We start from the raw sequence: 13,486 nt of genomic DNA on the forward strand, positions 1-13,486 counted from the left end.
ATTTTTCACGTTTATTCTTTCCTTTCCGAATAGGCGGTTGATCTTGCTCGTGTACACAGGGAACGATAACTATCGAATTCAGACAAACCACTGGATCAGTAGATCAATCAACTTGATCCCGATAAAAGGAACCACCACACCGCCAAAGCCATAAATAAACAGATTACGCTGCAGCAAACGGCTGGAGCTCATCGGCTTGTAGGCTACACCTTTCATCGCCAGCGGGATCAGAATCGGGATAATAACCGCATTAAAGATCAGTGCCGACAGAATCGCCGAGGTCGGTGAATGCAGATTCATTACATTGAGCAGCTGCATCTGCGGGATAGCTACCATGAACATAGCCGGAATAATCGCAAAATACTTGGCAATATCATTGGCGATACTGAAGGTGGTCAGACTGCCGCGTGTCATCAGCAGCTGTTTGCCGATTGCTACCACTTCGATAATTTTGGAAGGATCGGAGTCCAGGTCGATCATATTCGCCGCTTCTTTGGCAGCTACCGTACCGCTGTTCATCGCAATCCCTACATCGGCCTGCGCCAGTGCCGGAGCATCATTCGTACCGTCGCCGGTCATTGCTACCAGTTTGCCTTCTGCCTGTTCACGGCGGATAACGGCAATCTTGTCTTCCGGCGTACTTTCCGCAATATAATCATCCACGCCTGCTTCCCGGGCAATCGTCGCTGCTGTCAGCGGATTGTCACCGGTACACATAATGGTCTTGATCCCCATGCTGCGCATCTGTTCAAACCGTTCTTTCATACCGGCCTTAACTGTATCCTTGAGGTAAATCAATCCGTAAATCGTGTTGTCCACCGCTACCGCCAGCGGTGTACCACCTGCCGAGGCAATCGCATCACTGTTGGATTGCAGCGAAGCGGGAATGGTCCCGCCCTGCTCGGTCACCCAGTTTTTGACTGCATCGACAGCGCCCTTGCGCACTCTGCGTCCATCCGGTAGATTCAGTCCGCTCATTCGTGTCTCTGCTTTGAATTCAATAATCTCCGCGCCCATCCCCAATTCCTGATCGTAATTCCAGCCCTGCTTTTTCATAAGTTCCAGTACGGAACGTCCTTCCGGTGTCTCATCATAGGTCGAGCTGATTGCTGCCCAGTAACCGACCTCCTGCGCAGAATGACCGTCTGTGGGCACAAATTCACTTGCCATCCGGTTACCATAGGTGATTGTACCGGTTTTGTCGAGAATGATGGTGTTGATATCGCCGGAAGCTTCTACCGCTTTGCCTGACATGGCCAGTACGTTAAATCGTGTAACCCGGTCCATCCCGGCAATCCCGATCGCTGACAGCAGCCCGCCGATTGTCGTCGGGATCAGACAGACCAGCAGCGCGATCAGTACAGGCACAGCCAGATCAATCTCCAGATAATTAGCCATAAACGGCAGTGTCACCACAACCATCAAGAAGATGATCGTCAAGCTTATCAATACTGTGTTTAAAGCAATCTCGTTAGGTGTCTTCTGCCGCTCGGCTCCTTCGACCAGACTGATCATCCGGTCCATAAAGGACTCGCCGGGATCGCTTGTTATGCGTACTTTGATCTCATCACTGATTACCATTGTACCGCCGGTCACCGAACTGAAGTCACCGCCTGCTTCCTTGATTACCGGAGCCGATTCCCCGGTAATGGCAGATTCGTCCACTGATGCCAGTCCCTTGATCACTTCACCATCACCCGGGATCATCTCTCCCTGGGAGACCTGGACAATATCGCCTTTGCGCAGATCGGTTGAAGGCACTTCGACGATATGGTCACCCTCCACGCGATGAGCCATGATTTCCTTTTTGGTCTTTTTCAGTGAATCCGCCTGCGCTTTACCCCGTCCCTCGGCCAGCGCCTCGGCAAAGTTGGCGAACAGTATCGTGAACAGTAAAATAACAGCTACCGCTATATTAAAGCCGGTCGATACCGCCTCTCCAAAAGCATTCGGTATAAAGATCAGCAAAATGCTGATCAGCAGGCCAACTTCAACGACAAACATGACCGGATTTTTCATCATCAATTTGGGGTTTAACTTGATCACCGATTGCTGCAAAGCCTTGCTAATCAGTTCCCGGTTCATCACGGAAGCTTGATTTTTCATTGCTGATTCCTCCACTTGAAATGTCTCTATTTTAGCTGTGCTTGATTTGATTTGGTTATACATTTGCAGTTGGCAGCCGGCTCATATTCCGGACAGCCGATCCTTTTACAAAGTCAGCTGTTCTGCAATCGGTCCCAGTACCAGTGCCGGGAAGAAGGTCAGTGCTCCCACGATCACTACAGCGACCACGAATACCACACCGAACAGCGGCTGATCCGTACGCAGTGTACCACTTGTCTCCGGCACCGGCTTCTTCATAAGCAGAGATCCTGCTACAGCCAGCAGCGTCACCATCGAGAAGTAACGCGCAATAAACATCACTGCACCGGTCGATACATTCCAGAATATTGTATTATCGCTAAGTCCCTCAAAACCCGAACCGTTATTGGCAGCAGCGGAAGTGAACTCATACAACACCTGTGTCAATCCGTGATAGCCCGGATTGGAAATGGTGTTCGGGTATGTCATGAGCGCAATAGCTGTCGGCGCCAGAATGAGCAGCGGCTGAATCAACAGCGTAACTGCAATCAGCTTCATCTCTTTACCTTCAATCTTGCGCCCCAGAAATTCCGGGGTTCGTCCAACCATCAGCCCGGACAGGAATACTGCGATAATGGCATACATGAGTACGTTGAGGATACCGACTCCCGAACCGCCAAAGACCGTATTCAGCATCATATTGCCGATAGCGACCATGCCTGCGATTGGAGTTAAGGTATCATGCATCGTATTGACTGCCCCTGTCTCCGATGCCGTCGTAACAACCGAGTAAAAGGAAGATTGTTCTACCCCGATGCGTACTTCCTTGCCTTCCATCGAACCTGTACCCTGCTGGATACCCGCCTGCTGAATCAGCGGATTGCCCTGGTGTTCACTGAAGAGCGACACGCTCAGCATCACGATAAACATCATCATCATCGATACGAACAGTACACGTCCTTGCTTGCGATTGCCAACCATCTTGCCATATGTAAATGGCAGCGAGACCGGAACCAACATCATCATCATAATTTGCAGCATATTACTAACCCCGCCCGGATTCTCAAACGGATGCGCGGAGTTGGCTCCCATAAAGCCCCCACCATTATTACCAAGTTCTTTAATCGCCAGGAAAGTTCCCATAGGTCCTGTCGCGATCTGCTGCTGTGCGCCTTCAAGCGTCTGGGCCGTCACTCCAGTCTGCAAGGTCTGCGGTACGCCAAGACCGATCAGAATAATCGCGGCTACAGTGGCTATCGGAAGCAGAATACGGGTCAACGCCCGGGTCAAATCCACGAAGAAATTACCCAGCGGCTTGCCAGCCAGTCCGCGAATAAAAGCGATAGCCACCGCGATACCCGTAGCAGGTGAGACAAACATCATAAACACAATAGCAGTCATCTGCGAGAATAACGATAATCCGCTCTCGCCACTGTAATGCTGAAGATTCGTATTGGTCATAAAGCTGACTGCCGTATTAAAAGCCAGATCCGGGCTCATTGCCCCAATATCTGCCGGATTAAGCGGTAGCTTGTCCTGCAGCCGGAATATCAGATAAACAATCAAAATCAATATCGAGTTGCTGATCAGTACGGCGGCTGCATACTGTTTCCAGGTCTGATTGTCCTGACGAATACCGCCAATACGGTAAATTCCTTTTTCCAGAGGGCCAAACCAGCGATCCAGCCGCCCTGGAGTATAATCAAATGCCCGGGCGATATAACTGCCCATCGGACGCGCCAGCAAAATGACGATAATCAAGGTTACTACAATGCCGATATATGGAAGAATACTCACAACACTCTCTCCTGCCTATTTAAAATTTTTCCGGATAAATCAAGGCATAACACAGATACACCAGCAAACCAGCAATAATGATCCACAGTAACCAGGTCACTTGTCATTCCCTCTTTCTCCTATGACTCGGGATGACCATTCAGCCAGTCCTCCAAGTGCGAATGCGATGAGTATTACCAATACAATCATCATGATGTCCAGCATAATTTCGTTGCTCCTTCATAATAAGTTCAGCTTCCTATCCTTTGCCTGTAGAGGGTACAGATTCTCTACTTATATCCCTTTGTCTATTTGACGGCTGCATCATCACCCAAATTAAATTGTCTACAATTGGTTGTTAGTTGTATTTAATTTAATTACAGGTGCGATTTTTGCAAAATTTGGCGCAAAAAAAGAAGCCTGGAGAAAAGCAGAACTTTTCTCCAGGCTTCCTTGCAGCTGCTGTACCTGTCATACGCATTCACCGAATGCAGTACAAACAAGCTTCACATCTGTGATAAGCCGGATATAAGTTCTCCCTGATACGCTGACGAGGTTAGCTGTCGGGTTCGGGCTGGAAGATTGCCCGTTCCGGTAGTATCCGGAATTCACCCCGTGTCATGTAATGTATGAACTGTATCAGTCCGTGTCTGCATGACGTTTGGTTCCCCCGCTTTCCATGTTCAATGGAAACTAAGCGTTGTGACGTTTTCCTGTATGCTGCTCAGAGCATAATAAAACACAGAGCTTTTATCCCCTGTGTCATCATGGCACAAGTTTCACACTCCCTCTCGATCTATGCTTACGAGGTTAGCTGTCGGATTCGGGCGGTGAGAGTCGCCCTACCTTCAGACTGATACCATGGTGATCAGCCTGAAGGATTCACCCCTTGCAGTCAATATGGTGGCTCTCACACCGCCAATATTTACTGCATCATTGGTTCCCCCGTTTTCCGGTAAACCCGGAAACTCAGCAATTGCAGAACATAAAACCCAAGTATAGGGACTGTCCATTTACGGCAGCCGCTGACTCCAGATTTGCACATAAAATCTGTGAATCTCTAAATCCTGAAATGTATATTACGCCTGTCCTTGCTAACTGTAAAGGTGAAGGAAAAGTCAAAATAGACCTTGCTGGCTCACAGTTGTTCCTTTAGAACATTTATTAATTTTTTATCTATCTCCACCTCTGTTTTGCTCTATTTTGCTTTCATTTTCTTAAATTCGACATTGTTTGCAAATATGTATTCAGTTATTCTTGCAAAATCATGAAAACAATTATGTCATTCTTTTCAATTGCCATTCTAAACTGATCTTGCCCCGGCGATTCGAATCGGTGTTTGCATGCTAAAAAAACGGAGCGCTCCGGGCGCTCCGTCTCACAATTCACTTATGCCTGTATAATCACTCTGTTTATTGTTCTGTTTATCTGCTCTTCTCTACGATTAGCGGGTATGACGAAGCCAGATATCCTGCTGTTCGTCCGTCATTTCTCCAATCATTTGCGAGAAATTCACATACTGTGCAAATGCGTCCTTGAGCAGCTCAAACTGGGCAAACGTTCCGGTGAATTTCTCCAGCGTGACCGATCCGCTGATTGATTCTAGATTGCCGATAAGGCACCCTTCCATCAGCTTGATTTCCTTGAGAGCCGGCAGATCGGCCAGCGCAGAGATGTCCTCAATATGGGATTCGTACAAGGTGAGGCTCTCCAGCTGGCTGTATCCGCTCAGGTACCGAATACTCCGGTCATGCAGTCCACCAATATACAGTTTGCGCAGCGGCAGCATGCGGCCCAGCTGTTCCCAGTCTTCCGGCAGCCATTCATCCGCACCCAGAATGGTAAGTTCACAGAGCTCGGGCAGGCTGGCAATAAATTCAGCCGCCTGACGTGTCGGAGCCGAAATCGCCAGCTTGTGCAGCGTAGTCATCTCGGCGAGTGGAGAGTAATCCTGCACTGCCGTACCCCGGCAGTCCAGCTCATACAGACGCGTCAGAGCGGTCAGCGGCTTCAGATCCTGTACCTGGGTATCCTCAATATTCAGAATTTGCAAATAAGGCAAATTCTGCAGCGGAGACAGATCACGTACCGGGTTACGGAACAGATGCAGCTTTTTGAGCTCGCGACAGTGTGCCAGAGGCGTAATGTCATTAATTCCATTGCGGTTCAGCAGCAGCTCGCGCACCTGGGCACAGCGGGACAACGGACTCGCATCCGTCAGCTGTGCATCCGGCAAATAAATCTGATTCGCCGTTACAAAAGATTCCGCATCTCCGTATCCTTCCGTAATCAGATCACGCCAGACCGGGTCCAGACTCGCAAACCAGGTATCCAGCTGGTCGCTTTCTTCTCCCTCAGGCAGCTGGATAATATCACCCATGGCATACATCTGGGCATCCTTGAGCAGACGGGATTGATCACTGCGGCCGTATACCCAGTAGCCCATGCCTTCCTCTTCCACAACCGTATAATTGCCTTCACGAACCATATCTCGCATGAAATGGATAAACTCGCCCAGACTGGGTGCAATCACATGCTTTAATTCCTCATCTCTGCCAAAATTGATCACCTGTCCGACAATTCCTTTTTCAGCAGGGTCCAGATCAATACCAAGATGATTTCCTCCGCCATCATGACAGAATGGCAGCCAGCCTTTGTTGATATACTGTTCCTTGATCCAGCCGGATGGAATGGAATAATGATCGCCCAGCTCCTGATATTCCGGCTGCAGATCAGACCATATTTTCCATTCGCTCACCATATCGTCCAGACTCAAAAACTGAAGCCCGAAGAAGAGGCCGGGACCATTGCGGGATTCCCCGTTATGAATATGATAGAGCTGCCTCAATTCATCCGGAAAAGTCACTCCCATTGCCTGCTCGGCATGGGCAATCTCCACATCCCCGGCAGGCGGCAGCAAAAAGTCCTCCAGGCTGCTCATCTCCGGTCTCAAAATGGACTTGATTTCCTCGATCCATGTTCCTATCATATACAAGCCTCCTTCTTCCTAACTTAAACCAATCTGTCCTGTTTGTATTCATCTGTCGAACCCAGACTGCTGTACCGTTCTCTATGTAGTTCCCGATTAATCCAGGAGAGCGCTGCGTTTGAAAATAAGCACGATCTCGCCCAGGTCGCCCTGACTTATACTGGTATCAAAGGAGGAGACCAGCTCCCAGCCGTCAAAACCGAGATTGTTCAGTTCCTCCTGAAGCAGATGACTGTCGACTCTGCCATTGATAAAACCGGCTGCCGGTAATTTTAATGTTTTATATTCCCACTGACTCATGGTATGATCTTCCTTTCTCCAAAACAATTCGGCACTCGCAGAAACGGGTATACAATGTATAACAAAAGCTGCTGCCGATCGTCGAATATGCACGGCCAAATCGGGTTCCTGACTTGATTGGAACCGATCCAACAAGCTATATTGTAACATAATAACGATAAGGAGTTATACCAGACTCGTGATGAAGACTATAGGGCTTGTCCGCCATTTCAAAGTAAATAAGGAATTTCCCATCCGGCAGATGGTGACGGTCCGTGAACTGGTCACCTGGCTGGAAGAGTATGATGTTGCCGACATCGAGGAAGGACAAACGGATTTGCAGGGGCTGAACTGGGAGAAGTGTTTTGCGAGCGATCTGCCGCGAGCACTCAAAACTGCCCAGTACATTTACCCTGGCGAAATTATTATTATGCCGGAGCTGCGGGAGATTACGCCCCCTACCTTTCAGACCGAGCTGCGCTTTCCGTTTATCGGCTGGGCAGCCTTTGCCCGGATTGCTCCTCTGCTGAGTCGGCGTTACAAACGAATGGTTGCCGAGACGGAAGCACGGATTGACCGCGCGCTTGATGTGATCCTTTCCTCGGAGGCCGAGCATGTTCTTGTGGTCAGCCACTGGGCGCTGATGCTATACATGCGCAAGCAGCTGATCAAGCGTGGATTTGCCGGTCCGCGTATGCGAATGGTGGAAAATGGCAAGCTGCATATTTTTCGTGATGCCGAGGCACAGGCCGCTTTGCGTCAGACGCTGCGCTAACTGTCCTGCTTTTGCCTGGTCAGCTGGTGGTTCTCTACGCCGGCACTGCTTCTGCACACGATCTGATGCTATCCAAATACCCTGCTCCGATAATTCGGGCAGGGTATTTCTCATGGCTTGGACCAAACATTATGAGAACTGGAGACAATTTGTAACAGGGTACTTACGCCTGCGCTTCCAGAGCGCGTCCGTTGATGAATAGGTCGATCGTCTCCTGCTCATAGTCACTGAGCGCTCTGCCATATTGATCGGTCAGCAGCTGAGCCACTTGATCACGGTCATACTCGGCATTCTGTACCAGACGGGCCGTACGCTCCAGCAGCACCAGCTCCTGTTCGAACCGCTCCGTATCCCAGATCTCGGCATGATGGGACAACACCACAAGGTCTGCATCATATTTGCGCAGGGATTGGATGAGCTTCAATGTGGTGGCTGGTGTGTAGCAGTTAGGCGTGACGTGGATATTCGGATATAATGCATCGCCTACGAACAGTACTTTATCTTCCTGTATATAAATAATGGAGGAATCGGAAGAGTGATCTCCGCCGACATGTTCCACGATACAGTGTACGCGACCAAGATCCAGTTCAAGCTTGCGGTCAAAGGTAATGTCCGGTGTCGGCAGCAGAATATCACGGTCATCCACAAATTCTTTTTTGATGGCATCTGCGCAAAAAGCGATCTCGGTGCCTTCTTCCACACGGCGGTCCAGATCTTCATCGGACCAGGACAGCTGCTGCATTTCCTTAATATGCTGCGTCGTTATTGTCTGGGCGATAATGGTTGTATTGGCCTGATTCATGCCAAATACATGATCCCAGTGCCAGTGGGTAAGTACCAGCCAGCGGGGAGAGATGTCCTGCTTAACCAGCTGATCAATAAACAGCTGAATATGACTGGCGGAATTCCCTGCATCAATCAGCAAAGTGGATCTGGTGCCTGTCACGGCTGCCAGAATAGGACGATCCGTCTCCTGATAAGGGGTTAGATAATTAATATGGGAAGACAAATTCTGCATAATCTGCATAAAACGGCATCTCCTGTTCTGATTCATATCCATCTGTGAAGCTGGCTGCACAGATGGATATGATGGTAAATTGTATATATGGTAGCGCTATTCATCATACGGTCTGAATCTGATTCTGCCCAGACTGCCTGAAATAAAAGCTATTTCTATATTCCACCATTGTACTACATCTGCTCACTCTGCCCAACGGTACAGTCTAATAAACGGCAGCTGTACATGCATGATCTACTGCATCTGTTGGAGCGATGCATGGCAATAGATCTTTTTACATCCCAGAGCTGGCATGTTGTGTATTGCAGATCCGGCTTTACTTTTAACAAATCCAGAATAACTGCTCGTACACCATACACTACTCCTTCGGCAACTCTCCCTGTGTCCGACTTCGCTCCATCAGCGCCATCAGCTTCACCTCTGTCGCCGAATCCTGTACAGGCGTATAAATGCTGCAGCGCAGATCGCCGCTGCCATGCACCAGCAGTGAAGTCAGTTCAAACAGCATCTTACCGCCTCGTGCGTGACGGAATTCAAGAACAACCTGCGGTGCCGAGCTGACCTTGCTGTGTTCCCATAATGAACGAAAATCCGGGTATACCTCCATCATCTCGCCCAGAAACTGCTCATACCACTCATCCTCTACATACTGCCCATAATAAGCCCGGAAAATGGACAGAAAGTCTCCGGCAAAATCATCCCAGTTCACTGCCAGTCTGCGAAATTCCTTGCGTGCAAACAGTAGACTGATCATATTGCGCTGCGACTCCGGAATCTGCTCAAAATCCAGAAAAACATGGCGCGCCGCCTCATTCCAACCGACGATATGGCAGTGCCTGTCTGAGACAATGGTCGGACAATATTTGAGCTGTTCCAGTATTTTGGCAAGAGATGGAGAAATATGCGGAAGCTCCTCGGTAATGGGCGCGACGCCATGCCCTTTATCCAGTGCCAGGGAGAATAGATAACGACGCTCATCCGGATTCAGCTGCAGCGCTGCCGCTACATTTTCCAATACGGAAGCAGATACCTGGATATCCCGCCCCTGCTCCAGCCAGGTATACCAGGTGGTGCTGACTCCTGCCAGCTGGGCGACCTCTTCGCGCCGCAGCCCCGGTGTCCGGCGGCGTGTACCCACAGTCAATCCTACCGATTGCGGTAAAATTTTGGCCCGCTGTGCTTTGAGAAAAGCCGACAATGCCAGCAGACGTGCCTGATGATTCATAGCTCCTCCTTGGTATATGTTTATAACTAACCTGTTAGCCTGTTACTTATTATACTAGGATAAACGGTAACTTGTAATAGGATAATTTACATGCAAAAATACAGAAGTAATCCCATATAACCATAGTTACAAGGAGGAAGCAGTATGGAAAGAGTCGTTATTACAGGAATGGGTATTGTTTCTCCAATCGGAAATGATATAGATACTTTTTGGCAGCAATTGAGCAGCGGACAATCCGGCATCCGTGCTATTGATGCTTTTGATACGGAGCGGTATAAGTCCAGAATTGCCGGCGTAGTGCAAAATTTCGATGCAGATGCGCTGTTTGGACGCAAGGAAGCACGCCGGATGGATCGCTTTACCCAGTTTGCTATCGCTGCAGCCGATCAGGCGATCCAGGATGCCGGACTGGACATGGATCAGGTGAACCGCGAGCGTGTCGGTGTCTATGTCGGCTCTGGCATCGGTGGTATCCAGTCCCTGCTGGACCAGCATCAGACACTGATGCAGCGCGGACCGGAACGTGTCAGCCCTACGCTAGTACCATCGATGATTGCCAATAGTGCTGCAGCGATGATCAGCATTCGCATTGGCAGCTGGGGACCGACGCTGGCACCGGTGACGGCCTGCTCCATCGGCAATACGGCGATCGGTGAGGCAATGCGTCTGATCCGCTCGGGTGATGCCGATGTGATCATTGCCGGCGGTGCCGAATCTGCGACCAATGAAGTGTCTCTTGCCAGCTTTGGCAACGCAACCGCTGTCTCTACCCGCAATGATGCACCGGAGGCAGCCAGTCGGCCATTTGACCGAGATCGTGACGGATTCGTTATTGCCGAGGGAGCCGGCATCGTGGTACTGGAATCACTCAGCCATGCACAAAGCCGCAAAGCACCGATCTATGCAGAGGTTATCGGTTATGGTGCCAGCTCGGATGCCTATCATATGGTAGCCACTCATCCGGAAGGAAGAGGTGCGCTGCAGGCCATGAAGCATGCACTGCAAAATGCAGGCATTACTCCCGAGCAGGTTGACGTGATCAGCGCTCATGCGACTGGTACAACTGTCGGCGATATCTCGGAGACGATGGCGATCCGGCAGCTGCTCGGTGATCGTGCATACGAAGTGCCGGTGACTGCCAACAAATCGATTACCGGTCATATGCTGGGCGCAGCTGGCGGTGCGGAAGCAATCGCACTGGTACAGATGCTCCGTCATGGTCTGATTCCGCCAACCATCAATCTGGATCATTCCGATCCGGCCTGTGATCTGGATTATGTCCCCCATACAGCCCGGCATGCGGATATGCAGATCGGCCTGTCGAATTCATTTGGATTTGGCGGTCATAATGCGGTGATTGTAGTGAAGCGATATGAGGAAGCCACAGCATAATTGAAGCAACAAGTACAGCCGGGATGTCCTGCCCGGCTTTTTGTGATGTGCCTGTTATGGGTCAACGCAAAAAAAGCACCGGCAGCAAATGCCGGAGCTGTGTGAGTCTTGCAAAATGGCAGCTAGCTGCCTGCCGAGAGAGTCATCAATCCACCTGCCGGGTAACGATCAGCTTATGTTTGTAGGGCTCGGCTACCTTGAGAATAGCCGGCTTGGACTCATATTCAAACCGATGATTCCAGTACAGCCGATCCAGCAGACCAAGCAGGTTCAGCCGATCCCGATCCGGATCTGTGCCGATTTTTTGCCGCAAAAAACGCTGCAGCATTCGCCCGTCCCGTACAAACGGATGCGGAGTCAGGAAAATAATCTGATCGGCCAGCGCAAAGCTGGGAATCAGCCATTCCATCAGGTTGCCCTCTACAATCCATTCGTCCCTGCTAATAATATCCAATAGAAGTCGCTGCCTCATTACAGGTGTGTTGCGACGTCTTTTTTTGCCATCACTGTTCCATAGGACGGATTCCAGTGAATAGCTGGGGATACCCAATCTGGCAGAAAGCCTGGCAGCCAGCTCGGTTTTGCCGCTTCCGGGAGCTCCCACAATATGTATTTTTCTGGCTAACGGCATAGTCACTACCTCCCCAAGATTACCCTGCACCGTGGACAGGCATTCGGCACGCTGCCGCACGTACACTCTCCACTTTGTATGATTCCGGTTCCATATAATTGGCGTTAATCGCCAACATAATCCCCGGCTGGTTCCATCTGCTGCAGGAATAAGGCTCCTGTCTTGCTGCAGCTTATGGATGCCTGCAATGATAGTGCACCTCCTTTTCCAATATATCGGTATCTGTTTCACTTGTATTTCAATTATTAACCACAAGTAAATGAACATGCACCAATACAGCAGGTTACATACTGTCTTTCCATTTGGAAGCAGTGATATCTGCATTTCCTATCAGGGTACATCACTCTGTCAGCGGCCGGTTGCGGCTGAAAACTCATGCTATAATACTAACAGAATTTCCATGAGGAGGGAAAAACGCCTCATGGTACGCTGTCCGACAGCAGAGTCCGGATGCTGATGCCTGCCTGAAAGTTGGTAGATCGGATTGTGACGCGTATATAGAGATTCAATCTTATGCGATGACAGGATTCCTTTTGAGAAGCAAGTGGCGGCATACAATAGAATTTGCAAGACATCCCTACAGAAATGCCAAAAACCAGAAGAAGCCCTACAGGCCACTTCTGGTTTTTTTTGATGTGTGTACATCATGTCATGAAATCTGCTATTTGATCGTTAATTTTAATGTTTCCGTATTGGCATTATATACAATACCTGCTCCAAGCCCTCTGGCAAATACCTGTGCTGGAACATAGGTTACGCCTTCCATTACAACTGGAGCGGTAGAAATTGTATCTTTTTTCCCATTATAGTAGACCGTCTTGCTGCCTATAGTCAGTGTCATTTTGTATTTATCTTTACTGACCCTTATAGCACCGGCATCTGAATTGAATGTTAATTTGGCACCAAGCGCTTCCGCAATTTCTCTCAAAGGTACCAAATTGGACCCTTTATACATCACAGGATCACTTCCAAACTGTACTCTGGTTCCATTCACATACACCTTTAGGCCGGAAACCTGATATGTCGGTACAGCAGGTTGGACAGCTGGAGCGGTATACGTACTGCCTGATGAATAATCCGAAGATGTGGAGTTGCCGGAGCTTCCCGAGCCTCCATTGTGATAATGATATTCTCCATCTGCAAGTCCCCATTTTGCACAATTCGTACGACAGTAATGTCCTCCATCCGAATCGGTGCGGCCAGGATGAGCGGAAGCCGTTAAGCTGACAAACAAAAATAGGACGACTGCACATGCGGATACTAATGATTTGAATATGGTAATAACCTCCCTTATGTAATCTACCTACCATACTATC

At 49.5% G+C, this 13,486-nt stretch carries 11 protein-coding genes, 1 pseudogene and 2 riboswitches; of the genes and pseudogenes, 2 read left to right on the forward strand and 10 right to left on the reverse strand.

Annotated elements, in window-relative coordinates; translation table 11 throughout:
• Positions 1–78: 78 nt before the first annotated feature.
• From kdpB to WH45_RS10825, 5 genes are all read right to left on the reverse strand, one after another.
• Positions 79–2,106: a potassium-transporting ATPase subunit KdpB gene (gene kdpB / locus WH45_RS10810; RefSeq protein ID WP_046214341.1), complete on the reverse strand. Its 2,028-nt coding sequence runs from the start codon at positions 2,104–2,106 to the stop codon at positions 79–81.
• Positions 2,107–2,211: 105 nt separating this feature from the next.
• Positions 2,212–3,882 carry a potassium-transporting ATPase subunit KdpA gene (kdpA, locus tag WH45_RS10815; RefSeq protein WP_082096702.1) on the reverse strand — a complete coding sequence of 557 codons (1,671 nt, stop codon included), beginning with the start codon at positions 3,880–3,882 and terminating at the stop codon, positions 2,212–2,214.
• Between the two features lie 19 nt (positions 3,883–3,901).
• Entirely contained in the window at positions 3,902–3,982 is an 81-nt protein-coding gene (gene kdpF / locus WH45_RS24225; RefSeq protein ID WP_064505584.1) for a K(+)-transporting ATPase subunit F, read from the reverse strand.
• 409 nt (positions 3,983–4,391) lie between these two features.
• Positions 4,392–4,571: riboswitch (cyclic di-AMP (ydaO/yuaA leader) on the reverse strand.
• Between the two features lie 73 nt (positions 4,572–4,644).
• Positions 4,645–4,846: riboswitch (cyclic di-AMP (ydaO/yuaA leader) on the reverse strand.
• A gap of 459 nt (positions 4,847–5,305) precedes the next feature.
• The gene (locus WH45_RS10820) at positions 5,306–6,850 is read right to left on the reverse strand and encodes an SMI1/KNR4 family protein (RefSeq protein ID WP_046214342.1); all 1,545 of its coding nucleotides are present in this window, start codon (positions 6,848–6,850) and stop codon (positions 5,306–5,308) included.
• A 96-nt stretch (positions 6,851–6,946) separates the two neighbouring features.
• A complete protein-coding gene (locus tag WH45_RS10825; RefSeq protein WP_046214343.1) occupies positions 6,947–7,150 on the reverse strand; it encodes a DUF4177 domain-containing protein in 204 nt (67 codons plus the stop codon).
• 181 nt (positions 7,151–7,331) lie between these two features.
• On the opposite strand from WH45_RS10825, the gene WH45_RS10830 reads away from it, so the two are divergent.
• Positions 7,332–7,904, forward strand: coding sequence for a histidine phosphatase family protein (locus WH45_RS10830; RefSeq protein WP_046214344.1), 573 nt, complete (start codon positions 7,332–7,334; stop codon positions 7,902–7,904).
• A gap of 163 nt (positions 7,905–8,067) precedes the next feature.
• On the opposite strand, the gene WH45_RS10835 is transcribed toward WH45_RS10830, so the two are convergent.
• Both WH45_RS10835 and WH45_RS10840 read right to left on the reverse strand, forming a co-directional pair.
• Complete coding sequence (locus WH45_RS10835; protein ID WP_046214345.1) at positions 8,068–8,931, reverse strand: MBL fold metallo-hydrolase; 864 nt, start codon at positions 8,929–8,931, stop codon at positions 8,068–8,070.
• A gap of 349 nt (positions 8,932–9,280) precedes the next feature.
• Complete coding sequence (locus WH45_RS10840; protein WP_046214346.1) at positions 9,281–10,147, reverse strand: helix-turn-helix transcriptional regulator; 867 nt, start codon at positions 10,145–10,147, stop codon at positions 9,281–9,283.
• A 144-nt stretch (positions 10,148–10,291) separates the two neighbouring features.
• Between WH45_RS10840 and fabF the strand changes: the two genes are divergently transcribed.
• Positions 10,292–11,539 (forward strand): beta-ketoacyl-ACP synthase II, encoded by a 1,248-nt coding sequence (gene fabF, locus WH45_RS10845; protein ID WP_046214347.1) that lies wholly within the window; start codon positions 10,292–10,294, stop codon positions 11,537–11,539.
• A 145-nt stretch (positions 11,540–11,684) separates the two neighbouring features.
• Here the strand turns inward: fabF and WH45_RS10850 are convergent, their stop codons facing one another.
• The 3 genes and pseudogenes from WH45_RS10850 to WH45_RS24125 all read right to left on the reverse strand — a co-directional run.
• On the reverse strand, positions 11,685–12,170 hold the full coding sequence (locus tag WH45_RS10850) for a P-loop NTPase family protein (RefSeq protein WP_046214348.1): 486 nt from the start codon (positions 12,168–12,170) through the stop codon (positions 11,685–11,687).
• Positions 12,171–12,831: 661 nt separating this feature from the next.
• Positions 12,832–13,164: a copper amine oxidase N-terminal domain-containing protein gene (locus tag WH45_RS24120; RefSeq protein WP_324292933.1), complete on the reverse strand. Its 333-nt coding sequence runs from the start codon at positions 13,162–13,164 to the stop codon at positions 12,832–12,834.
• A 156-nt stretch (positions 13,165–13,320) separates the two neighbouring features.
• A pseudogene (locus WH45_RS24125) lies at positions 13,321–13,404 on the reverse strand (YHYH domain-containing protein); the annotation flags it as partial.
• Positions 13,405–13,486: the final 82 nt, after the last annotated feature.

Source organism: Paenibacillus wulumuqiensis (assembly GCF_000971965.1).
GTDB lineage: Bacteria > Bacillota > Bacilli > Paenibacillales > Paenibacillaceae > Saccharibacillus > Saccharibacillus wulumuqiensis.

Coding starts and splice junctions, on each gene's coding strand:
- kdpB (WP_046214341.1), bottom strand. CDS start 2,106: ATGAAAAATCAAGCTTCCGTGATGAACCGGGAACTGATTAGCAAGGCT.
- WH45_RS10820 (WP_046214342.1), bottom strand. CDS start 6,850: ATGATAGGAACATGGATCGAGGAAATCAAGTCCATTTTGAGACCGGAG.
- WH45_RS10825 (WP_046214343.1), bottom strand. CDS start 7,150: ATGAGTCAGTGGGAATATAAAACATTAAAATTACCGGCAGCCGGTTTT.
- WH45_RS10830 (WP_046214344.1), top strand. CDS start 7,332: ATGAAGACTATAGGGCTTGTCCGCCATTTCAAAGTAAATAAGGAATTT.
- WH45_RS10835 (WP_046214345.1), bottom strand. CDS start 8,931: ATGCAGATTATGCAGAATTTGTCTTCCCATATTAATTATCTAACCCCT.
- WH45_RS10840 (WP_046214346.1), bottom strand. CDS start 10,147: ATGAATCATCAGGCACGTCTGCTGGCATTGTCGGCTTTTCTCAAAGCA.
- fabF (WP_046214347.1), top strand. CDS start 10,292: ATGGAAAGAGTCGTTATTACAGGAATGGGTATTGTTTCTCCAATCGGA.
- WH45_RS10850 (WP_046214348.1), bottom strand. CDS start 12,170: ATGCCGTTAGCCAGAAAAATACATATTGTGGGAGCTCCCGGAAGCGGC.